The sequence below is a fragment of the Pseudomonas sp. Xaverov 83 genome (assembly GCF_019352905.1).
Taxonomy (GTDB): Bacteria; Pseudomonadota; Gammaproteobacteria; order Pseudomonadales; family Pseudomonadaceae; genus Aquipseudomonas; species Aquipseudomonas yamanorum.
Genome location: NZ_JAAAFU010000083.1, coordinates 129,004 through 151,571, shown reverse-complemented (window position 1 = coordinate 151,571; position 22,568 = coordinate 129,004). Strand labels below are relative to the sequence as shown.

Sequence of the window (22,568 nt, the reverse complement as noted above, 5' to 3'; positions counted from 1 at the left end):
TCAGTTCCTTATCATACCTATATCCGGTGATATCTTGCTGAAATCATGGCCGCTGCGCAAGCTGGGCACTCATCTGAACAGGAGCGCCATGATGTTTGCCAAACAGTATTCACACCGCTTGCCAGCCGATTACGACATGGGTGTCATCCGTGAGCGGGCCGCTCGCCTGGGGCCGTTGTGGGATCATGCCGAGGGTTTGCTGTTCAAGGCGTTTATCGCCCAGGAGAGAGGGCAGGGGCCGGGGGTGGGTAACCTGTATTCGTCGGTTTATCTGTGGTCGGATCCTTTGCAGGCTGCGGATTTCTTGCTCGGCGAGCGCTTCCAGAAGGTCCTCGACAGTTTTGGCCAGCCGCACATTGAGTCGTGGTTACCGCTGGATGTGCAGCGAGGTCCTGCGCAAGACGCCTTGAGCCTGTATCGGGAGGAGTGGGCGCTGGCGCCGGGGGCGGACCGCGTGCAAGTCCTCGCCGCAGAAAAGGCCCGCAACCAGCAGCTCGCGGACAGCAGCGATAACTTCGCGGTGTTTCTGGCGCTGGATGTGCAGGCGTGGAAGCTGGTGCGAATTACCTTGTCGGCCAAGGCGCTGGATGTGAATCATCCGGGCAATGGCTACGAGGTGTTCTACCTGGCGCGGCCCGGTGTGTGAATGCCGGTAGCCGCCGATTTGTCGGCGGCTACCTGTACCGTCAGGAGTTGAGACGCGCCCGAGGCTGGCTCAGCTTGCGCTCGGCCACGGCGCCGAACACCAGGCCCAGGGTGGTCCACAGTACCAGTTGAATCCCCAGGGAGGCCACGCGGAATTTCCACAGCAACACTGCCGAGAATTGTTCCGGCACTTCGTTGATGGCCGGGAACAAGCTACCGGCCACCGACACGATCACGATGTACAGCGCCACACCGAGGATCGCGCCTGCCCATAGGCCACGGCTGGCAATCAGCTTGCGCGCCGCGTTGATCGCAATCACCGCAGCCGCCACCGACACCAGCAGCATCAGGAAGAACAGCTTGGTGCGTTGCGCGATGGTGGCGGGGTCGCCCACCGATGGCGGGTTGGCCGGATACTTCAACCCCGGTACCACGATGATCGTCACAAACGCCGCCAATGCCAGCAGCGCTGCCAAGCCACGGGGACCGACCTTGCCGATGCGGCCCAGGGAGTAGGCGAACACCAGGGCGAAAATGCCACCCAGGGAGACGCTGTACACCACCACGCCGGTGAACAGGCCGAAGGTGCTTTGTACTTCGCGGCTCACCAGTTCTTCTTCCGGCGCGTCGCCGCGCATCTGTGCCATCTGATCTTCGAAGGCGATGGCCTTGTCGATCTGCGGCTCACCAAAAGTCTTGGCGAAGCCGAAGGCCAGGATGCCGGCGAGCAGGCCCACCAGCATCCCGCGAACGAGTAAATGCCCTGTCATGTCGTCACGCTCCAATCAATGGCAGGGGAAACCCAGCAGGTGGCGACCGTCATGCACAAACTCATGCACGTACATGCCTTTGAACACGGCCGTCGCGCCCTGCTCGGCGCCGACGAAGTAAATCGCGAGCAACAGCAGCAGGCCGCCGAAGATCGCCCAGGGCAGGATTTCGCTCAGGGGAATGGACGGTATTGAAACGTCGGAGCCAGTTACAGCGGTATAAGCCATGAGAACCTCCAGGGATGACGCGTCCCGAAATGGATAGCGAGTTGGCTGAAACAGGGTCTGGCTTACGGCTAAAAGGCCGAATACAGTGGCGCGACCGCGCCGGCATTGAACCGGCTTCCTGTTGCAGAATAGTTGAAACATGTTGAAACAACTTCGCAAGTCTACGCTGACTGCCCCTTAAAACCAGAGCGATTTGTCATGCAGGCCACCCGTTTGACCCTTGTTGCCCACGCCAGCACCCGTGCCCAGAAACAGGCACGCTTTGCGCTGGATGAGTCGGTGGAGATAGGCTGGCAGCAGGCGGCGCTTTCCCAGGCGCAACGCTTCAAGCGTGCACCCCGGGTGCTGTGCGGCCCGGAGGCGCGGACCCGGCAGACCGCGGCGCTGTTTGCCGACGATGCTTTGGTTGAAACAGCCCTGCGCGATTGTGATTTCGGCCGCTGGCAAGGGTTGGCGATCGAGGAGGTTCAGCAAGCCGAACCCGAAGCGCTTCAGGCCTGGTTGACCGACAGCACCTCGGCGCCCCACGGCGGCGAGTCGGTAGTGCAACTGTGTGAGCGGGTAGGGCAGTGGTTGCAGTCCCTTGAGCAATCCCCGGGGCATGTCGTGGCGGTGACGCATCCATTTGTGATCCGCGCAGCGCTGCTGCATGTCATGCAATGCCCGCCCGCGATGTTCAACCTGATCGACGTGGAGCCGCTGTCATCCACCGAGTTGCGCTTCAATGGCCGTTGGCGCCTGCGCCTGGAAACTCACGCCTGACGTCCCGAACATGGCAAAATCCGTTCCCCGCACCGAGACCACCCATGAAGACTTTCCCATGAAACGCATCCTGATCATCGGCATTGGCGCCGGCAACCCCGACTACATCACGATGCAGGCGGTCAAGGCGCTCAACCGCACCGACGTGTTTTTCCTGATGGACAAGGGCCAGAGCAAGGACAAGCTGATCGACCTGCGCCGGGAAATCTGCGAGACCTACATCACCGATCACGCCTACCGCTTTGTCGAGGCCGATTGCCCCGAGCGGGTGCGTGGCGATATCGACTACACCACCGCCGTGAAGGACCTGAACCGCGACAAGCAGCAGACCTTCGAACGGATGATCAATGAAGAAATGGCCGACGGCGAAGTGGGCGCATTCCTGGCCTGGGGCGACCCGGCACTGTACGACAGCACCATCCGTATCCTGCAGGCGATCCTGGCCAGCGGCCGTTGCGAATTCGAGTTTGAGGTGATCCCCGGGATCACCAGCGTCCAAGCGTTGGCGGCCCAGCACAAAGTGCCGCTGAACCGCATCGGTCGCTCCATCGAAATCACCACCGGCCGCCGGTTGGCGGCGGGGCAGGCGAGTGATGCCGACACCCTGGTTGTCATGCTCGACGCCGAAGATTCCTACCGCACCGTGGCCGATCAGGACTTGGATATCTACTGGGGCGCCTACCTGGGCACACCGGATGAAATCCTGATCAGCGGCAAAGTGGCCGAGGTTGCCGAAGAGATTGAACGTGTGCGCAAGGCGGCGCGTCAGGCCAATGGCTGGATCATGGATACCTATTTGTTGCGCAAACCCTAGAGGTTGATGCTCATGCTCAAACTGATTGCCCTGACGGTGGCGCTGTTTACCGGCGCCGCACAGGCCGAAGACGTATTGCACACCGACCTGCCGCTGCCTTACCTGGAACAGACCCAAAGCGATGCGCGCAACGAGCCGCTGGTGATCTTCCTGCACGGTTATGGCAGTGACGAGGCCGACCTGTTCGGGCTCAAGGACCGCTTGCCGTCGACCTGGACCTACCTGTCTGCACGGGCACCGATGCCGGTGGAGGGCGGGGGGTATCGCTGGTTTCGCAAGAAGCCGGGCGATGGCGACTTTGATGGCGAGACCGCCGATTTGCAGAGCAGCGCCAAGCTGATCGAAGACTTCGTCGCCCGGGCCACTACCAAGTACCACGCCCAACCTGAGCGGGTGTTTCTGGTGGGGTTCAGCCAGGGTGCGATCATGTCGTACGAAGTCGGGTTAAGACATCCCGAAACCCTGCGCGGGATTGCGGCGTTGAGCGGCAGCCTGCTGCCGGTACTCAAGGCCGAACTCAAGCCGGATGCGCGCCTGGGCAAGTTGGCGATTTTCATTGGGCACGGGACGCTGGACCAGGCGCTGCCTTACTACTCGGCAACGCGGGCCAACGAGGTGTTGCAGGGGCTTAGCCTCACGCCGGAATTCCACGGTTACCCGGGGATGATTCATACCATCGGTGAGGCGGAGTTGCTGGACTTGAAGCAGTGGCTGGAGAAGAGCCTGCGTTGAATCCTGCGATGTGAACGCGATAAAAATGTGGGAGCTGGCTTGCCTGCGATAGCGGTGTATCAGTCGCCTGAAGCAGTGACTGGTCAATCGCTATCGCAGGCAAGCCAGCTCCCACATTGGATTTTCATTGCCAGATAAAACCGGTTATTTACCGCCGATAATCTGCTTCACCAACAGTGCATGACCGGCTTCATCATCCGCCCGGGAAATGGCCTGCACCACCAACTGGTGGCTGCCGGAGCCCGTGAGGAAAGTGGAGCTCAGCGTCTTGCCACCGCCCATGGTCGCAGTGCTGTCGACCTGGCGCAGGGCCAGGCCCTTGACGGTGAGTTTCTTCTCGGCGCCTTTCTTGAAGTCCGGCAGGGCCGCGCTTTGTTCCTTGACGAAATCCGCCACGGCGCCGTCGAGGAACTGCGGGTCGTTGTCCTTGATCAGGCCGGCGACACTCGGTTTCTCAACCACAAAAATCACGCTTTTGGTGGCCTGGTCGCTGTACATCGTGCCGCTGGCGCCCGCCGTGCCGTGTTCGGCATCACCGGCCGGCAGTGGGTCGGCCTGGTAGGACTTGGGCAGGTTGAAGCTGAACTTGCCGTCCAGGGTGGAGATGGTCTGGGTGGCGGTTTTCTGCGCCGCAGGCTTGCTGGCGGCGAGGACTTGGCTGGCGCCGAAGCCGGCGGCCAGCGCGAGGGCCAAGAGGGCTGCGGTCTTGCTGAGGGTGGCCATGAAGCTCTCCAGGGATGAACGAAATTGCGCCGTATTCTGTCAGAAATTTCGCAAGATCGTTCATCTCCATCCTTACACCTTGTCGGACTCTTCCTCGAGTCGGTCCATCTCAAACAATCGGGCCAGTTCCGTCCGGGCTTCCTGGGCCGACTGCATCACCTTGGCCGCGTCGTCATACACGGCGTGTTGGGCCGCCAGCAATTGCAGGTCATGGTTTTTGAAGCGGCTGATGCGCGCGTCGGCCTGGGCTTGGGTCAAGCCAAGGCCCACGAGTGTGCGGCGGCTCATTTCCAGGCTGGAGTAAAACGTCTCGCGCACCGGTGACGCGTCGAGGTCCACCAGGCGATGTACGTGCTGGCGGTTACGGGCGCGGGCGATGATCTTCATGTGCGGGTAGAGGCTGCGCACCAACTCGGCGGTCTTGATATTGATTTCGGGGTCGTCCATGGCGATCACGAAGAATTCAGCCTGGTCGACTTTCGCCGCGTGGAGGATTTCCGGGCGCTGGGGGTCGCCGTAGAACACCGGCATGCCGCCGAAACTGCGGGTCAGCTCGATGGTTTCCACCGAGGTGTCGAGGGCGATAAACGAGATGTTTTGCGCCCGCAGGATCCGCGCCACGATCTGCCCCATACGGCCCATCCCGGCGATCACCACCCGGGGTGCATCGCTTTCGATGGCGCGGTATTCCTCGGGCACTTCCACCGGCTTGACCTTGGGCTTGAAGAGCTTCGGGCAGAGCAACAGCAGCAATGGGGTCAGGGCCATGGACAGGGTGATGGTCAGCACCAGGATGTCGTAGAGGTGCGGTTCGAACAGGCCCTGGTCGCGGCCGATCTTGAACACCACGAAGGCAAACTCACCGCCAGCCGCCAGCACCACACCCAAGCGCAGCGCGCTTTCACGGTTCAGGTCACCGGCCAGTCGGCCCACGCAAAACAACAGCGGCAATTTGATGGCGATCAGCAGCAGGGTCAGACCCAGCACGATCACCGGCGCACTGAACAACAGGCTGATATTGGCGCCCATGCCCACGCTGATAAAAAACAGGCCCAGCAGCAGGCCCTTGAACGGTTCGATCTGCGATTCCAGCTCATGCCGGTATTCGGAGTCTGCCAACAGCAACCCGGCGAGGAAGGCGCCGAGGGCCATGGACACGCCCACCAGCTCCATCAGCCATGCCGTGCCGATCACTACCAGCAACGCGGTGGCCGTGGACACTTCCCGCAGCCCGGTCTTGGCCACGATGCGAAACACCGGCCGCAGCAGATAGCGCCCGCCGATGATCACCACGGCGATGCTGCCCAGTACTTCCAGGCCATGCTGCAGGCCTTGGGAGGTGGTGGCGGGGTGATCGCTGCCGGCGAGCAGCGGCACCATGGCGATCAGCGGGATGGCCGCGATGTCTTGGAACAGCAGGATGGCAAAGGCCAGGCGCCCGTGGGGCTGGTTAAGCTCCTTGCGCTCGGCCAGGCTTTGCAGGCCGAAGGCGGTGGAGGAGAGTGCCAGGCCAAGGCCCAGCACAATCGCACTGTTCCATGACTGGCCAAACAGGAACAGCGCTACCACACCAATCACCGTGCCCGTCAGCAACACCTGCGCCAGGCCGACACCAAACACCGCCTTGCGCATCACCCACAAGCGCTTCGGTGACAACTCCAGGCCGATGATGAACAGCAGCAACACCACCCCCAGTTCGGAGAACTGGCTGACGCTTTGTGGATTGCCCACCAGCCCCAGCACCGAGGGGCCGATGATCACGCCGGCCAGCAAATAACCCAACACGGCACCCAACTGCAGGCGCTTGGCCAAGGGCACGGTCAATACGGCAGCGAACAGGAATACAACCGCCGCTTGTAACAGGTTGCCTTCATGGGGCATTGGGGACTCCAGGATCGTTTTGCTGAATCAACAGGGCGTTATTAGAGCGCTTTTTTGCGTGGTGAAATCTGAATTTTTGCGCGGCTCAGAGCGTTCAACTCCGCGTTCATTGGACGTCGTCCGGTTTCTGGGCGGCACTCGCCAAAGTATTAATACCATTTATTTCAATGAGTTTTATGCACGCGGCTAACGTTGTGACAAACAGGATCAGTTGTCACCACGGTCAGGTATTTCGACGTCGATGCGTGTTTGGATCTGTATTTGGGCTTCTACGCATTCATGGATGAAAGGCTTTGACCACAAGGAGTTTCACGTGGAAAGAAGACTTGCTGCTGCCGCTGTACCTCGTATTTCTCCTCTTAATCTTGCTATTCGCCTCGGTATTGCCGGCCTGGTTCTAGGCTTGGCGAGCCCGCAGGCGATGGCTGCTTGTTCGCCGGCAAGTCCCACGGCAGGCGCCACGGTCACCTGTACCGGCGTGCCGAGTTTGCCGCTGTTCTTGAACACCTTTGCCAGTGCGGTCAACGGCCTGACGGTTAACGTCAACAGCGGCGCGCAGATGAACGCGACCCTGGGTGGCCAGGTGCTCAACCTCACGGGCAATAACCTGACCCTCAATAACTCCGGCACCATCGACCCGGCGCTGCTTGGCCTCGTGACTGTGTTGAGCGGTGGTGTGACGCTGGGGAATACGGCGGCGAGTAACGTCACTATCAACAACACCCTCACCGGGATCATCAGGGGCACTGGGGATGTGCTCGGGTTGAACCTGACGAGCCTCGCCGGCATGGCGATGAATGTCGTCAACGGTGCGGGTGGCGTCACCAATATCACCAACAACGGCACTATCGGCTCGAACGCGTTGCTCAACTTGACGCTGTTCTCTTCGGATACGCCGGTGGTAGCGGTGCAGGGTGGCTCGCAGGTCAACATGGTCAACAACGGCACCCTGACCGGACGTGTGGCCTTCGAAACGTCCAGCACCGGCAACACGTTCATCAACACCGGGACGATCTCCGGTGGCGTCTCCATGGGGGCGGCCAGCAGCAACACATTTACCGCCGTGACCGGTTCGACCATCACCAATGGTGGCGGGGTGGGGCTCAGCCTCGGTGGCCTGATCGGCGTGAACCTGACGTTTGCGCCCACCGGGCAAGTTGATGGCGGGGCCGGGGGCAACAACTCTTTGATCCTGCAAAACACCATTGGTGTGGGCGGTGGCACGAGCGGTGCGGGCACGGCGTCCAGCGCCAACTACGTGAACTTCAACAACCTGACGGTCAACAGCGGTACCTGGACCTTGCAAGGGCCGCTTGTCAGCGGCAGCACAACCCTCAACGGTGGCGTTGCGTCGTTCAACAACGCCCAGTCGTTCGGCACGGGCGTGCTGACGTCCAATGGCGGGGTGATCCAGGCCAGCAACGCCGGGTTGACCCTCAATAACCTGATTTCCCTGGGCAGCGGCGGGTTGACGGTTCAGGGGGCCAATGGTTCGACGCTGGGAGGCGTGATCTCCGGGAGTGGTGGTTTGACCAAGGCCGGTACCGGGCAGTTGAGCCTCAGTGGTGCCAATACCTATGCCGGCAATACCACGATCAATGGCGGCTCGGTTCAGGTCCTCAACAATCAAGCCTTCAGCACCGGCTCTGTGACATTCGCGGGTTCGGCGTCGTTGAGTGCGCCGGGCACCATCAGCCTGAACAACCTCATCACCCTCAACGGTGCCATGACGGCTACCGGAGCCGGGTCCTTGACCCTGGGAGGCGTGATCAACGGGGCGGGTGGGCTCAGCAAGAGTGGCAGCGGCACCCTGACGCTAAATGGCAACAACACGGCCTTTACAGGCCCTTCTAACCTGAACACCGGCACGTTGGTATTAGGTAATAACAACGCACTGGGTACCGGTGTACTGAACGTCAATGGCGGCGCCAATCTTGATACCGGCGCCAATGTCACCCTGAACAACAACATCATCCTCAACGCCAACCTGGCCACGGTCGGCAGCAACGCCTTGACCCTTGGGGGTGTGATCTCGGGTGTGGGAGGGATTACCAAGAATGGCGCCTCGACCCTGACGGTGACAGGCAACAACACCCAGAGCGGCCCTACCACGCTCAACGCCGGCACGCTGCTGGTGGGCAACAACAATGCACTGGGCACCGGCGCCCTGAACACGGCCGCCAGCACGACCCTGGATGCCACCACGGCGGTGATACTGGCCAACACGGTGTTCATGGCGGCGGACTTGACCATCGGCGGCACTCAGGCCCTGGGCCTCACAGGCGCAATCAGCGGAGCGGCCGGCCTGATCAAGAACGGCACTGCGGCGTTGACCCTCGGTGGCGCCAATACCTACACCGGCAACACCATGCTCAATGCCGGTTCGCTGATCGTCGGCTCCAATACGGCGCTGGGTGCAGGCGGCATTTTGAACACGGCCGACGGCACCACGCTGGACGCAAGCACTAATGTTTCCCTGACCAATGGCGTCGGCGTAACCGGCAACCTGAACATTGGCGGGACCGCCGGCCTGACCCTTGGGGGCGTCGTTGCGGGCAGCGGCGGCCTGACCAAAAACGGCGCGGCCAATCTGGTCCTCAACGGTGCCAACACTTTCCTCAACGGCGTAACTCTCAACGCGGGCACGCTGACCGCCGGTAATAACGCGGCCTTCGGCGTCGGTGACCTGACCGTCGCGGGTGCGGCCTCGCTGGACAGCAGCGCCAACGTGACCCTGGCCAACAACATCGCATTAAACGCCGACTTGAGCGTGGCGGGCAGCAACGCCTTGACCCTGGGCGGCGTGCTCAGTGGCGCCAACCAACTGATCAAGAACGGCGCGGCCAACCTGACCCTCAACGGCGCCAACACCTACCAGGGCGGCGCGACCCTGAACGCCGGCAGCCTGACCCTGGGCAATGCCACGGCACTGGGCACTGGGGCATTGACGGTGGGCGGCGCCAGTAGCCTCGACAGCACTGGCGCGTTGTCCCTGGGCAATGCGATCAACCTCAATGCCAACCTGACCGCCGGCGGGGCCAACCCGTTGACCCTCGGTGGTGTGATCGCCGGCGCGGGCGGCCTGATCAAGACCGGCGCCTCGAGCCTGACCCTCAATGGCAACAACACCTACACCGGCACCACGGCGCTGAATGCCGGGACCTTGATTGTCGGCGCCAATACTGCGTTGGGCACTGGCGCGCTGAACGCGTCCAACGGCACCACCCTGGACGCCAACACCGCCGCCACCCTGGGCAATGCCGTCAACCTCGGTGGCATCCTGACCCTCGCTGGCAGCAATGCGCTGACCCTCGGCGGCAACGTCAGCGGCATCGGTGGTTTGATCAAGAACGGCGCGGCCGACCTGACCCTCAACGGCAGCAACAACTACCAGGGCGGTACGACGCTCAACACCGGTAAGATCATTGTCGGCGCCAACAACGCCTTGGGCAGCGGTGCGTTGACCACCGCCGCCAACACCAGTTTGGACGCCAGCACCGCCGTCAGCCTGAGCAACCAGATCGGCATGACCGGCCCGCTGACGATCGGCGGTACGGCGGATCTGACCTTGGGCGGCGTCATCAGCGGCAACGGCAACCTGGTGAAAAACGGCACAGCCAACCTGATCCTTAACGGCGTCAATACGTTTATCGACGGCACCTCGTTGAACGCCGGCACGCTGACCGTCGGCAATAATGCGGCCCTCGGCACCGGCAGCCTGGCAGTCAACGGCGCGGCGACGCTGGACAGCAATGCCCCGGTAGCACTGACCAACAGCATTGCCCTGAATGCCGACCTCACCGTCGGCGGCACTCAAGGCCTGACACTGGGCGGCCTTATCGGGGGCACCGGTCAGTTGATCAAGAACGGTGCGGCTAATCTCACCCTCAACGGCATCAATACCTACAGCGGCGGCAGCACCCTCAACGCCGGTACCCTGACGCTGGGTAACGGTGCGGCGCTGGGCAGCGGTAGCCTGACCGTGGGAGGCACCTCCACACTGGACAACAGCGCGGCGCTGACCCTGAACAATGGGATCATCCTCAACGCTGATTTGAACGTGGCCGGCAATAACAATCTGGCGCTCGGCGGCGTGATCAGCGGCGCTGGCGCCCTGAACAAAAATGGCTTGGCAGACCTGACGCTCAGCGGCACCAACACCTTTACCGGCGCCTTGAACATCCTTTCCGGCAGCGTCACTACTGCCAGTACCGGCGCACTGGGCAATACCTCCGGCGCCAATGTCAGCGCCGGCGCGTCGCTGATCATGGGCAGCGATGCCAGCCTGGCAACCCTTGCCGGCAGCGGTGATGTGCAGGTCAGCGCAAGCAACACCCTGTCGGTGGGCGGCCTCAATTCCACCAGCACCTTTGACGGCGGCCTGAGTGGCAGCGGCGCCCTGGCCAAGGTCGGCACCGGCACCCTGAACCTGACCGGCATCAATGGCCTCACCGGCGACACCAACGTCAACGCAGGCACCTTGAACCTCAGCGGTTCGCTGGGCAGTGCCAATGTCAACGTCAATACCGGCGCGACTTTCACCGGCACCGGCTCGGTACTGGGTGCGCTGAACGTCAACAATGGCGGCCACCTGGCCTTGAGCAGCGGCAATACGCTGTCGGCCGGTTCGCTGGTGATGTCCGGCAGCGGCAACCTGGACGTAGCGCTTGGCGCACCGTCCACCACCTCGTTGCTCAACGTTGGCGGCAACCTGACCCTCGATGGCAACCTGAACGTCAGCGATGCCGGTGGCTTCGGCGTCGGGGTGTATCGCTTGATCAACTACACCGGGGCGCTGACCGACCTGGGCCTGAATGTCACCGGCGTGCCGGTGGGCTTCGGCCTCGGCGACCTGGTGGTGCAAACCTCGGTGGGCAATCAGGTGAACGTACTGGTGGCGGCGCCGAACGCCAATATCCGCTTCTGGGATGGCAGCCAGACTATCGCCAACGGCGTGGTGGACGGCGGCACCGGCAGTTGGACGGCTGGCGGCACCAACTGGACCTCGGTCAATGGCCTGGTCAACCAGCCATGGGCGGCTGATTTCGGCGTATTCCAGGGTGCGGCGGGCACCGTGACGGTGGTAGGCGGGCAATCGTTCACCGGGCTGCAATTCGTTACCGATGGCTACAACCTGGTGAGCGGCGCGGCAGGGCAGTTGACGGCGGTGAACGGCACTGGCGGCAACACCGCGATCCGTGTCGATCCGGGGTCCACCGCGACGATCGGTGTGGGGATTGACGGCAGTGGCACCCTGGCCAAACTCGACAGTGGCACCCTCGTGCTCAATGGCGCCAACAGCTACACCGGAGGCACCGAGCTTCAAGGCGGGACATTGGTGGTGGGCAGCAACACGGCCCTTGGCAGCGGACAATTAAGCACTTCGTCCGGCACCACGCTGGACAGCAACACCGCCGTGTCCCTGGCGAATGGAGTGAGCCTGCTCGGCAACTTGACGGTTGGCGGCAGCAATGCGCTGACCCTCAATGGCGTGATTGGCGGCGTCGGTGGCTTGATCAAAAACGGCGCGGCTAACCTGACCCTCGGTGGTAACAATGCCTTCCTCGGTCCGGTTGCGCTGAACGCGGGCGGGCTGATCCTGGCGTCGAATTCGGCACTGGGCAGCGCCACACTCAATGCCGCGAACGGCACCACGCTGGATTCGGCCACTGCAGTGAGCGTGAACAACGCGATTAACCTGGCCGGTAACCTCGGGGTCGGCGGCACGGCCGACCTGACCCTCGGTGGCGCTCTCAACGGCGCCGGCAGCCTGACCAAAAACGGCGCGGCCAATCTGGTCCTGAATGGCGCCAATGGTTTCCTCGGTGGAATCACCTTGAACGCCGGGACCCTGACGGCGGGGAACACTTCGGCGCTGGGCCTGGGTAACTTGACGGTGGCAAGCGCTTCGAACCTGGACAGCAACACGGCGTTGAGCCTGGCCAATAACATCGCCCTGAATGCCAACCTAGGCGTTACCGGCAGCAATGACCTGACCCTCGGCGGCGTGATCAGCGGGGCAGGCGGCGTGAGTAAAAACGGCGCGGCGAACCTGACGCTCAATGGCACCAATACCTATACCGGCGGCACCACGCTGAACGCCGGTACCTTGACTCTCGGCGGTGCAGCGGCACTCGGCTCAGGCACCTTGACCGTGGCCGGGCCTTCGACGCTGGACAACAGTTCGGCGCTGGTGCTGGCCAACAACGTCACGGTCAACGACAACCTGAGTGTGACCGGCACCAACAACCTGACCTTGGGCGGCGTGTTGGATGGCGCTGGCACCCTGACCAAAAATGGCGCAGCCGACCTGACCCTTGGCGGCAACAACGCCTTCAGCGGCAATTTCAATGTACTCGGCGGTAGCCTGACCACCACCAGTGCGACGGCGCTCGGCAATAACGCCGGCTTGATCCTGGGTGCCGGTACCCAGCTCAATCTCGGGGCTTCTGCCAGCCTTGGCAGCCTGACCGGCAACGGCACCGCACTGATCGGCGGCGGCAATATCCTCAGCCTGGGTGGCGGCAACCAGAGCAGTACCTTTGACGGGGTACTCGACGGTGGTGGGCAACTGAACAAACTCGGTACCGGTACCTTGACCCTCAGCGGCATCAACACCCTGACCGGCGACACCAGCGTCAACGGTGGCACCCTGAACGTCAGCGGCTCCCTGGCCAGCGCCAATGTCGCGGTCAACAGCGGCGCGACGCTCACGGGCACCGGCAGCCTTGGCGGCGCCGTCACCGTGGCCGATGGCGGGCACCTGGCAGGCTCGACCGGCAGTACCTTGTCGGTGGGCTCGCTGGTGTTGTCGGGTAACTCCAACCTGGATGTCGGGCTGGGTACACCGGTCGTCGGCGGCGGTAATGCGTTGATCAATGTTGGCGGTAACCTGACCCTCGACGGTAACCTCAACGTCAGCGATATCGGCGGCTTCGGCAGTGGTGTGTACCGCATCATCAACTACACCGGCGGCTTGACCGACAATGGCCTGGTGATCGGCGCGGTGCCCGGCAGCGTGACGCCGGGGGATCTGCAGGTGCAGACGGCAGTCGGTAATCAGGTCAACCTGCTGGTGACGGCACCGAACACCACTGTGCAGTTCTGGGACGGCGGCCAACTGGTGGGCGACGGCACCGTTCACGGCGGCAGCGGCACCTGGGGCACCGGTACGACCAACTGGACCAATGTGGACGGTACCGTCAATCAGGCCTGGGGCAACAGTTTCGCGGTGTTCCAGGGCACGGCGGGCACGGTCACGGTCAACGGTACACAAAGTATCACCGGCCTGCAGTTCGCCACCGACGGCTACAGCCTGGTGGACGGCACGGCGGGCGCGTTGAACCTGGTCAATGGCGGCACCGGGAATGCGGCGATTCGTGTCGACCCTGACAACACTGCCACCATCGGCGTGGCCATCAACGGCGCCGGCACGCTGGGCAAGTACGACACCGGCACCTTGGTACTCAATGGCACCAACGGCTACACCGGCGGCACTGCCCTCAATGGCGGCAAGCTGGTGGTGGGCAATGACAGCGCACTCGGCACCGGCGTATTGACGACGGCCAACGGCACCGCGCTGGACAGCAACACGGCGGTCAACCTGGCTAACGCGGTGGTTGTGAACGGCGCCTTGAATGTCGCCGGGTCCAACGCCTTGACCCTGGGTGGTGTGGTCAGTGGCAGCGGCAGCCTGGTCAAGAACGGTGCGGCCAGCCTGACCCTCAATGGCAACAACACCTTCAGCGGCGGGACGCAGTTGGCGGCAGGCACGCTGATCCTCGGCAATAACAATGCCTTGGGCAGTGGTGCCCTGGGTGTTACCGGCAATTCAGTACTCGACAGCACGGCGGCGTTGCAGCTCAATAATGGGATCAACCTCGGTGCGCAACTGGGCCTCGCGGGCACTCAAGACACCACCCTCGGTGGCGTCATCAGTGGCACTGGCAGCCTGGTGAAAAACGGCAATGGTTCACTACTGCTCACCGGTGCCAACACCTACAGCGGCGGCACCACCTTGAACGGCGGTATCACTTCGGGTGACACCAGCAGCCTGCAGGGCGCGATCGCCAACAATGCGACCCTGACCTTCGAACAGGCGGCGGATGGCACCTACACCGGCAACCTCACTGGCGCCGGCGTGCTGAACAAAAACGGTACCGGCGACCTGCTGCTCAGTGGCAACAACACCTTTACCGGCGATACCAACGTCAACGCCGGCGGCCTGTTGGTCAATGGCACGTTGAACAGCGCCAATGTGCTGGTGGGCAGTGGCGCCTCCCTGGGCGGTTCGGGCCAACTGGCGGGTACGGTCACCCTGGCGAACGGCTCGACCCTGACCGCAGGCACTGGCGGCACCCCGTTGTCGGTAGGCGGTCTCAACTTGTCGTCGGGGACCAACCTGGACTTCAGCCTCGGCGCGCCGGGCGCTTCTACCTCGGTGGTGAATGTGGCCGGCAACCTGACCCTGGACGGCACGCTGAACGTCACCGACGCCGGCGGCTTCGGCACCGGGGTTTACCAACTGTTCCGCTACGGCGGCAGCCTGACCGACAACGGCCTGGCTTACGGCACGCTGCCTTCGGGCATCCTGCCGGGCGCGCTGACCTTGCAAACCGCGCTGGCCAATCAGGTCAACCTGCTGGTGCAAACCACGCCGGGGCAAGTCCAGTTCTGGAACGGCGGCACCACCAATCCTGACGGCACGATCACCGGCGGCAGCGGGACGTGGGGCCCGGGCACCAACTGGACCGATCCGAACGGCACCCAGGGCCAGGCGTCAACCAACCAGTTCGCAGTGTTTGGCGGGCAGGGCGGGACCGTGACAGTGGAGGGTAATCAGGGCTTCACCGGTCTGCAGTTCCTCGATCCGGGCTACTCGCTGGTGGCCGGTGCAGGCGGCAGCCTGAGCCCGACCAATGCGCCGGACGGCAGCTTGGCCGCAGCACGGGTCAACGCTGGCGTGACCACGCAGATCGATGCGCCGCTGGTGGGCACGGGCGGCATCAACAAGCTGGATGCCGGTACCCTGGTGCTGACGGGCGCCAATACCTACACCGGCGGCACCACCGTCAGTGGCGGGACCTTGGCCGGTAACACCACCAGCCTGCGGGGCAATATCCGCAACAACGCGCGCTTGCTGTTCACGCAACTGAGCAGCGGTCAATTCAACGGAGTGCTCAGCGGTACCGGTGCGCTGGTCAAGCAAGGTGCGGGTACCCTGCTGCTGACCGGCAACCAGCCGTTCAGCGGGACGGTGGCGGTGGATCAGGGCGTGTTGCAAGTCGGCAACGCGGCCAATCCAAATGCAGTGTTCGGTGGGCAGGTCACCGTGGCTAACGGTGCCGGGCTGACGGGCAATGGCAGCGTTGGTTCGCTGGTCAACCACGGTGCGGTGGCCCCGGACAGTGGCAAGCTGAGCGTCGCCGGCAACTTCACCAACGCCACCGATGGCGCGCTGAACCTGGTTATCACCCCATCGGCTGCCGGGGCCCTGGCGGTAGGCGGCACGGCGGACCTGGCGGGCACGCTGAATGTGGTCAACCTGGCGCCGTATGCCGGGCCAACTACCTACACCTTGTTGACCGCCGACGGCGGGGTCACCGGAACGTTCGCTACCACCAACCTTGAGAACCTGGCGTTCCTCAATACCGCGCTCAGCTACAGCCCGAACCAGGTTGCGCTGGCGGTCAGCCGCAATAATGTCAGCTACGCCAGCGTGGCGGCCACCGGCAATCAGCGGGCGGTAGCGGCAGCACTGGGCAGTGGCGCAGCGGTGGGCGGTGCGGCGGTGCAAAACGCACTGCTCAACGGCAGCGTCGCCGGGGCTCGCGCCGCGTTCGACAACCTGTCGGGGGAAATCCACGCCAGTACCGCCAGCGCCTTGCTCGAAGACTCGCGTTACATCCGTGATGCGGTCAATGAGCGCCTGCGCCAACCCGGCTGCTACCGTAAGGACGATCCCCGCAGCAGCCTGGCACCGAGCGAAAACCAGCTGAGCAGCGCCGGTTGCCAAGGCGAAATGGTCGGCTGGGCACGTGTGCTGGGCACCTGGGGGCATATGGGCGGCGACAGCAACACCGCCAACCTGGATCGCAACCTCAGTGGCTTCCTGCTGGGTACCGATAAACAACTGGATGACGCCTGGCGCGCCGGTGTTGCCGCCGGTTACACCCGCAGCGACCTCGACGCCAAGCACCGCAACTCCAGCGCCGACGTCGACAGCTATCACCTGATGGCCTACACCGCGTACCAGCAGGAAGCGTTCGCCGCACGGATGGGCGTGGCCTACAGCTGGCACGACATCGAGAGCAAGCGCGACGTAGCGGTGGGTGGTGTGGGTCAACGCCTGAAGGCCGACTACAAGGCGCGCAGCGCGCAAGTGTTCGGTGAAGTCGGCTACACCATTCAAACCGGCAGCGTCGCCCTGGAACCGTTCGCCGGCCTGGCCTACGTCAACTACGACAGCGACACCATCAAGGAGAAGGGCGGCTCGGCTGCCCTGCGCGGTGATGCCGATCAAGACGTCACCTTCTCCACCCTGGGCCTGCGTGCCGGCCAGACCATCACTTTGGGCAACGGCTCGAAAATCACACCGCGGGGCAGCATCGGCTGGCGTCATGCCTTTGGTGATACCAAGCCGGATGCCGACCTGAGCTTTATCAACGGCGGTGGAACTTCATTCAGTACCCAAGGTGTGCCGATTGCCAAGGACAGCGCCGTGCTGGAAGCCGGCATCGACTATCAGATCAGCCCCAACGGCAAGCTGGGCCTGGGCTACTCCGGCCAGGTCTCGCGCAACGACAAGGACCATGCGATGACCATCAGTTTCTCCCTCGGTTTCTGATCAAGACCGAGTCTCTTCAACCGCCCGAAAGGGCGGTTTTTTTATGGGCGGATAATCGTGCGGGAATAATCTACAAACACTTTCCCGGGGAAAACGGGAGGCTGTGTGCCCCTCAGGCTTCTACAGTTATGCACTTGAGTTTATATTCCATGGACGGAATATTTGCATGAGTTGGGACGTTGAATATACGGACGAGTTTGGAGGCCGGTGGGGCGATCTGGATACGAAGGGTGCCTTATTGCTGATAGGCGGGGACAAAACAGGACGAGGCCGCTGGTATGACGAATACGTCCCGCTGGCTGAGACCTTGTATGACGAACATTTGGAAACACTGCGTAAAGAGGGCCGTCACCATGGCTAAAAAATTCAGTGAGCTTCAGGCTCGCATGACACCGCAAGCTCGGGCCGATGCAGAGCGCATCCTCCAGCAGCACCTGAAAGAAATGCCTCTGCATGAACTGCGCAAGGCGCAACAGATGAGCCAGGACACGTTGGCCAAGGCGCTGAATATCAACCAGGCGGCAGTGTCCAAAATGGAACGTCGCACCGACATGTATATCAGCACGCTGCGTAACTACATTCGTGCCATGGGAGGGGAGTTGGAGATTGTCGCCACGTTTCCTGATGGCCAGGTAAAGATCGAAAACTTTGCCAACTGAGTCAGTTTTTCCGTCAACGCCCGGCCCTGTGCCGGTTTTTTTGTTATCTGAATACCTGTCGCCATTGTGCAGCTTTATAGACAATACTTGGCATTTTCGCCCTATCGGCCATCGCCATGAACCAACTCCTCGCCATGCGTGCCTTCGTCCGTGTCGTCGAAACCGGCTCCTTCAGCCGCGCCTCCGACCAGTTGGCACTGCCGCGCTCCACTGTCAGCAAACTCATCACCGACCTGGAGAAGCACCTTGGCGTCAAGTTGATGCACCGCACCACCCGTGCGTTGGCGGCGACGCCGGAAGGATTGGAGTACTACAACCATGCGCTGTGCCTGGTGGCAGAACTGGATGAACTGGACAACGCCCTGCGCGGGCAGAAGCTCAAGCCCAGTGGTCACCTGAAGGTGGATGCGCCGGCGTCCTTTGCCAATTGCCTGTTGATTCCTGCGCTGGTGGATTTTCATCGCGAGTATCCCGACATCACCATCGCCCTGGGCATCAGCGACCGCGCCGTGAATATCGTGGGGGAGGGTGTGGATTGCGTGCTGCGGGTTGGCAAGCTGGATGATATGGCCATGATCGGCCGCAAGGTTGCGGACCTGGAATATGTCACTTGCGCTGCGCCGGGCTACCTGGAACGCATGGGTACGCCCGAGTCTCCCGAAGACCTCGAAAAAAACCACCTCAAGGCCGGCTATTTTTTTGCCGGATCGGGCAAGCCGGAACCGTTGATTTTCGAGCAAGGCACGACTCGGTACGAGGTAGGCCAGTGCGCCTTTTCGACCAACGAAGGCAATGGCCTCAAGGAAATGCTGCTCGCTGGCCTGGGCGTCGGACAGCATTTCAAGTCCATCGTTGATTACTACGTCGAGACTGGCCAACTCGTCCCGGTGCTGGCGGACTGGACTCGGCCCGCCGCCCCGTTGCACATCATCTACCCACCCAATCGACATCAGAACGCCCGGCTGAAGGTGTTTATCGACTGGGTGATCGAGCGGTTCGGCGTCAGGCAATAATCGCCGTCACGCGGATTTCAATACGCATCGCTGGCAGTCCCAGGGCCTCCACCCCCAGTTCGGTCCAGATCGGCGCGTGATTGGGCATGTAATGGCGGTACCACTTGACCATCTGCTCGTTCACCTCGGGAGGAAAACCGCCCACGTGGTAGGAGTTGACGTGGATCACATACTCCCAGCCGGCACCTGCTTCTGCCAGGGTGCGATCCAGGTTGTGAAAGGCCAGGGCGATCTCGTCAGTGAGGGATTCGGGAATCTGAAACTGGTCATCCCAGCCGCCCTGGCCCGAGGTTTCGACACGGTTTCCGATTTTTACGGCCTGGGCGTAATGCAGGGTTTCCCGTGCAATGTCGCCGTAACCGGGTGTGATGAAAAATTCGGGCTTGCTCATGGTGTTCCTCGGTTTCAGTGGTTGACCCGACAAAGGTTAATGGACTGAATCTGCGAACAAAATCCACGTTTTCTGTCATCACTGTGCAGGAATATGGATAGTCCGAGTATCAGTTTTTCACATTCCCGCAGCCCGCCCTTTGTTACTATCGCCCTCCGTCGTCGCCAGGAGTCACCGCCACATGCAACACCAGTGGGATGAAATGCACCGTACCCGCAAGCCCACGTTTGTGTTGTGTGGCGAGCCCCAAGGGGAGGTGCTCAATCTCTACGTGCACGGTTATTCGGCGTTCTTCAACCAGCAGCAACTGGGCAATTTCTCCCGGCAGCTGGCAACCATCGAAGGCTCTACCAACCTGATGCTGTTCTGGCCGGCGGGGCACTTCCTGGAAAACCTGTTTGCACCGTTCAAGGATGTGATCGCTTCGATGCTCGGCGGTGGCGCCCTGGGTGCGGCGACCATCGGGGTGGGCAAGGCGATTGCCTATTTCCTCGACCACTACAAAAGCGTCGAGGCGCGGGTGGATGAGGTCGCTAAAAGCCTGCTGCCCGAGTTGGCCAAGTACCTGCACGGCGAGTCGATCAAGGTGCGGCAGATCAACCTGATCGGCCATTCCCTGGGCGCGCGGCTCCTGGTCAAGAGCCTGCTGGCCAGCCCCGAAGTGGCGCGTGAATTGCAGCTGAACAACCTGTTGCTGATGGGCGGCGCGATTTGTACGTCCAGCCCTTGGGACCTGGTGTCGGCGCCGCTCAAGGGACGGGTGATCAACTGCCATTCGAGCAAGGATTGGGCGCTGGCGCTCAAGCCCGACACCGAGCGTTGCATCGGCCGTTATGCCATCCCGCTGACACCCGCGCTCAAGGCCAAGGTCGCGAATGTGCACCTGGCCACTTTTGACCATGCCGCTTACTGGCCGCAGTTGAAGACAGTGGTGCAGTACACCGACCTGCTGCAGGAGCGCCGGGGCATGATCCGCGCCGATCAGCGTAGCCCTGAAGTGCGCTTTGCCGAAGAGGATGTCGACCTGTTCCCGCTGCTGGTGCAGGCGCGGCCGGAGGAGTTGAAGTTCTTCGCTGAGCTGATGGCGCAAAAGCGCAGTGCCTCGATCGACGCCACAGTGCGCGAACCCTTGAAGCTGGCCATCGAGTTGCAGCGCATGGGCGGCGATACCTTTATGAACCTGGCCCGGGGGCATGGCGTGAGCTATCGCGAAATCGCCCAGGACGTCGCGCAGCGGGTGGGTATCAAGTTTGATGAACCGATCGAGAAGGTGGCCCTGGCGGATCTGGAACTGCAGGTCGCCGAGCGGCTGATCGAGCAATACAAGGACAAGCTCAGCCAGGCCGATCGGCAAGTGTTCGAGGCGGAACTGCAGGCTGCGGCGCAAAAGGAGCAGGGCTTTTTCAGTCGTTTCGATGTCGGACGTTCCGCCACCACCGCCCTGAGCGGCACTGCGTTGGCCGGGTTGACCGGGTTTATCCTGCGCCGGGGCGCGGCCACGGCCATTCCTGTGGTAGGGCAGGCGCTGGCGGCGGCGATGCTGCTGGTCTCCGGCGTGCGGGCGTTTTCCGGCCCGGCATATTCCATCACCACCCTGGCGGTGCTGGTGATCGGGGTGATTCGCGAGCGTCTGGAGCGTGAGGCACTGAACCAGGAGATGGATCTGGTGGTCCAGGTGGTAGAGGCATTTGATCTGCCCCGGGAGACGGTGATGCGTACCGTCGCGTCTGACTGATAAGCTGCGTTCACGTCTTGTGTGAAAGCCTGGTACCCCGCGTGAAATTCAGCCTGCCCAAAATCGCTACTGCACCGTTCTGCCCGCCGGAAGTCGCCGGTTCCATCGTCGTTGATCCCCGTGCGTCGTTTTTCAAGCGCGTGCTGAAGTTCGCCGGCCCCGGTTTGCTGATCTCCATCGGCTACATGGACCCGGGCAACTGGGCCACCGCCATCGAGGCCGGTTCGCGCTACGGCTACAACCTGTTGTTTGTGGTGTTGCTGGCGAGCCTGGCGGGGATGGCGGTGCAGTGTTTGTGCTCGCGGCTGGGTATCGCCACCGGCAAGGACCTCGCGCAGCTGAGCCGCGAGCGCTACAGCCGGCGTTCGTCATTTGTGCAGTGGATCCTCGCGGAAATCTCGATCATCGCCACCGACCTCGCTGAAGTCCTCGGCTGCGCCCTGGCGTTTCACCTGTTGTTGGGGGTGTCGCTGACCACCGGGATTGTTATCACCGCCTTTGATACGTTGCTGATCCTGGCCTTGCAAAATCGTGGTTTCCGCCGGCTGGAAGCGATCATGCTGGCGTTAGTGGCGACCATCGGCGTGTGTTTCTTCATCGAGCTGGTGCTGATCAAGCCTTACTGGCCGGATGTGTTCCGTGGGTTCACCCCGTCGCTGTCCGCCATCAGCGATGCCGCACCGCTGTACCTGGCTATCGGAATTCTGGGGGCCACGGTGATGCCCCATAACCTGTACCTGCATACCTCTATCGTGCAAACCCGCCTGTTCGGCAAGGATTTGGCCAGTCGCCAGGACGCGGTGAAACTGGCGCGTATCGACACCATCGGTTCCCTGGCCCTGGCACTGCTGGTCAATGCGGCGATCCTGATACTGGCCGCCGCCGCTTTCCACCAGACCGGTCACACCGACGTGGTGGAAATCCAGGACGCCTATCACCTGCTCGACCCGCTGGTGGGTGGTGCCTTCGCCAGTGTGCTGTTTGGTATTGCGCTGTTGGCTTCTGGCCAGAGCTCCACGTTCACCGGCACCATCGCCGGGCAGGTGATCATGGAAGGCTATCTCAACCTGCGCATTCCCTGTTGGCAGCGACGCCTGATTACCCGTGGCCTGGCGCTGATCCCGGCGTTCCTCGGTGTGTGGCTGATGGGCGACGATGCCATCGGCAAGCTGTTGATCCTCAGCCAGGTGGTATTGAGCCTGCAGTTGCCATTTGCGTTGTACCCGCTGATCCGCATGACGGGGGACAAGCGCCTGATGGGGCCGTTCGTGAACAGTGTGCCGACGCGGCTGTTGGCTTGGAGTTTGTTCGTGGTGATCAGCGGGGCGAATGCCTGGCTGATCGGGCAGTGGTTGTTTTGAGCGAAGTT

15 protein-coding genes and 1 riboswitch are annotated in these 22,568 nt (G+C 62.2%); of the genes, 10 read left to right on the top strand and 5 right to left on the bottom strand.

Annotated elements, in window-relative coordinates; all coding sequences use genetic code 11:
• The first annotated feature begins 91 nt into the window (after positions 1–91).
• On the top strand, positions 92–646 hold the full coding sequence (locus tag K0H47_RS28005) for a DUF4865 family protein (RefSeq protein WP_218263536.1): 555 nt from the start codon (positions 92–94) through the stop codon (positions 644–646).
• 40 nt (positions 647–686) lie between these two features.
• Here the strand turns inward: K0H47_RS28005 and K0H47_RS28000 are convergent, their stop codons facing one another.
• Entirely contained in the window at positions 687–1,415 is a 729-nt protein-coding gene (locus K0H47_RS28000; RefSeq protein WP_093208963.1) for a CbtA family protein, read from the bottom strand.
• A gap of 15 nt (positions 1,416–1,430) precedes the next feature.
• Positions 1,431–1,643 carry a CbtB domain-containing protein gene (locus K0H47_RS27995; RefSeq protein WP_063029287.1) on the bottom strand — a complete coding sequence of 71 codons (213 nt, stop codon included), beginning with the start codon at positions 1,641–1,643 and terminating at the stop codon, positions 1,431–1,433.
• 31 nt (positions 1,644–1,674) lie between these two features.
• Positions 1,675–1,814, bottom strand: a riboswitch (cobalamin riboswitch).
• Positions 1,815–1,841: 27 nt separating this feature from the next.
• Here K0H47_RS27995 and K0H47_RS27990 point away from each other — a divergent pair.
• Genes K0H47_RS27990 through K0H47_RS27980 form a run of 3 tightly spaced genes read left to right on the top strand, consistent with a single transcriptional unit; the run spans position 1,842 to position 3,951 of the window.
• Positions 1,842–2,405 carry a histidine phosphatase family protein gene (locus tag K0H47_RS27990; RefSeq protein ID WP_063029289.1) on the top strand — a complete coding sequence of 188 codons (564 nt, stop codon included), beginning with the start codon at positions 1,842–1,844 and terminating at the stop codon, positions 2,403–2,405.
• 58 nt (positions 2,406–2,463) lie between these two features.
• Positions 2,464–3,219 (top strand): precorrin-6A synthase (deacetylating), encoded by a 756-nt coding sequence (gene cobF, locus K0H47_RS27985; RefSeq protein WP_177026368.1) that lies wholly within the window; start codon positions 2,464–2,466, stop codon positions 3,217–3,219.
• Positions 3,220–3,231: 12 nt separating this feature from the next.
• The gene (locus tag K0H47_RS27980) at positions 3,232–3,951 is read left to right on the top strand and encodes an alpha/beta hydrolase (RefSeq protein WP_219273960.1); all 720 of its coding nucleotides are present in this window, start codon (positions 3,232–3,234) and stop codon (positions 3,949–3,951) included.
• A gap of 144 nt (positions 3,952–4,095) precedes the next feature.
• Here the strand turns inward: K0H47_RS27980 and K0H47_RS27975 are convergent, their stop codons facing one another.
• Both K0H47_RS27975 and K0H47_RS27970 read right to left on the bottom strand, forming a co-directional pair.
• Entirely contained in the window at positions 4,096–4,674 is a 579-nt protein-coding gene (locus K0H47_RS27975) for a hypothetical protein (protein ID WP_063029292.1), read from the bottom strand.
• Between the two features lie 72 nt (positions 4,675–4,746).
• The gene (locus K0H47_RS27970; RefSeq protein WP_093208968.1) at positions 4,747–6,555 is read right to left on the bottom strand and encodes a monovalent cation:proton antiporter-2 (CPA2) family protein; all 1,809 of its coding nucleotides are present in this window, start codon (positions 6,553–6,555) and stop codon (positions 4,747–4,749) included.
• A 313-nt stretch (positions 6,556–6,868) separates the two neighbouring features.
• Here K0H47_RS27970 and K0H47_RS27965 point away from each other — a divergent pair, with 313 nt between their 5' ends.
• The 4 genes from K0H47_RS27965 to K0H47_RS27950 all read left to right on the top strand — a co-directional run bounded on the left by K0H47_RS27965 (position 6,869) and on the right by K0H47_RS27950 (position 19,073).
• Positions 6,869–17,401, top strand: a complete 10,533-nt coding sequence (locus K0H47_RS27965; RefSeq protein WP_374106796.1) for an autotransporter-associated beta strand repeat-containing protein — start codon at positions 6,869–6,871, stop codon at positions 17,399–17,401.
• Between the two features lie 166 nt (positions 17,402–17,567).
• Positions 17,568–17,762, top strand: coding sequence for a hypothetical protein (locus K0H47_RS27960; protein WP_177026371.1), 195 nt, complete (start codon positions 17,568–17,570; stop codon positions 17,760–17,762).
• Positions 17,755–18,060 (top strand): XRE family transcriptional regulator, encoded by a 306-nt coding sequence (locus K0H47_RS27955; protein WP_093208979.1) that lies wholly within the window; start codon positions 17,755–17,757, stop codon positions 18,058–18,060. The genes K0H47_RS27960 and K0H47_RS27955 overlap by 8 nt, the downstream gene beginning before the upstream one ends.
• Positions 18,061–18,176: 116 nt before the next feature.
• Complete coding sequence (locus K0H47_RS27950) at positions 18,177–19,073, top strand: LysR family transcriptional regulator (RefSeq protein ID WP_242488240.1); 897 nt, start codon at positions 18,177–18,179, stop codon at positions 19,071–19,073.
• Here K0H47_RS27950 and K0H47_RS27945 read toward each other — a convergent pair.
• Positions 19,063–19,464, bottom strand: a complete 402-nt coding sequence (locus K0H47_RS27945; RefSeq protein WP_219273958.1) for a RidA family protein — start codon at positions 19,462–19,464, stop codon at positions 19,063–19,065. The two genes, K0H47_RS27950 and K0H47_RS27945, sit on opposite strands and share 11 nt — an antisense overlap.
• Before the next feature lie 181 nt (positions 19,465–19,645).
• Here K0H47_RS27945 and K0H47_RS27940 point away from each other — a divergent pair, with 181 nt between their 5' ends.
• Together K0H47_RS27940 and K0H47_RS27935 are read left to right on the top strand one after the other, a co-directional pair.
• On the top strand, positions 19,646–21,199 hold the full coding sequence (locus K0H47_RS27940; RefSeq protein ID WP_219273957.1) for a DUF726 domain-containing protein: 1,554 nt from the start codon (positions 19,646–19,648) through the stop codon (positions 21,197–21,199).
• Between the two features lie 41 nt (positions 21,200–21,240).
• Entirely contained in the window at positions 21,241–22,560 is a 1,320-nt protein-coding gene (locus K0H47_RS27935; RefSeq protein ID WP_219273956.1) for an Nramp family divalent metal transporter, read from the top strand.
• Positions 22,561–22,568: the final 8 nt, after the last annotated feature.

What these genes read in the sequence shown, in the direction of transcription:
- K0H47_RS27945 (WP_219273958.1), bottom strand. Translation starts at nt 19,464, where the DNA reads ATGAGCAAGCCCGAATTTTTCATCACACCCGGTTACGGCGACATTGCA.
- K0H47_RS27990 (WP_063029289.1), top strand. Translation starts at nt 1,842, where the DNA reads ATGCAGGCCACCCGTTTGACCCTTGTTGCCCACGCCAGCACCCGTGCC.
- K0H47_RS27980 (WP_219273960.1), top strand. Translation starts at nt 3,232, where the DNA reads ATGCTCAAACTGATTGCCCTGACGGTGGCGCTGTTTACCGGCGCCGCA.
- K0H47_RS27970 (WP_093208968.1), bottom strand. Translation starts at nt 6,555, where the DNA reads ATGCCCCATGAAGGCAACCTGTTACAAGCGGCGGTTGTATTCCTGTTC.
- K0H47_RS27960 (WP_177026371.1), top strand. Translation starts at nt 17,568, where the DNA reads ATGAGTTGGGACGTTGAATATACGGACGAGTTTGGAGGCCGGTGGGGC.
- K0H47_RS27995 (WP_063029287.1), bottom strand. Translation starts at nt 1,643, where the DNA reads ATGGCTTATACCGCTGTAACTGGCTCCGACGTTTCAATACCGTCCATT.
- K0H47_RS27950 (WP_242488240.1), top strand. Translation starts at nt 18,177, where the DNA reads ATGAACCAACTCCTCGCCATGCGTGCCTTCGTCCGTGTCGTCGAAACC.
- K0H47_RS27955 (WP_093208979.1), top strand. Translation starts at nt 17,755, where the DNA reads ATGGCTAAAAAATTCAGTGAGCTTCAGGCTCGCATGACACCGCAAGCT.
- K0H47_RS27975 (WP_063029292.1), bottom strand. Translation starts at nt 4,674, where the DNA reads ATGGCCACCCTCAGCAAGACCGCAGCCCTCTTGGCCCTCGCGCTGGCC.
- K0H47_RS28000 (WP_093208963.1), bottom strand. Translation starts at nt 1,415, where the DNA reads ATGACAGGGCATTTACTCGTTCGCGGGATGCTGGTGGGCCTGCTCGCC.
- cobF (WP_177026368.1), top strand. Translation starts at nt 2,464, where the DNA reads ATGAAACGCATCCTGATCATCGGCATTGGCGCCGGCAACCCCGACTAC.
- K0H47_RS28005 (WP_218263536.1), top strand. Translation starts at nt 92, where the DNA reads ATGTTTGCCAAACAGTATTCACACCGCTTGCCAGCCGATTACGACATG.
- K0H47_RS27940 (WP_219273957.1), top strand. Translation starts at nt 19,646, where the DNA reads ATGCAACACCAGTGGGATGAAATGCACCGTACCCGCAAGCCCACGTTT.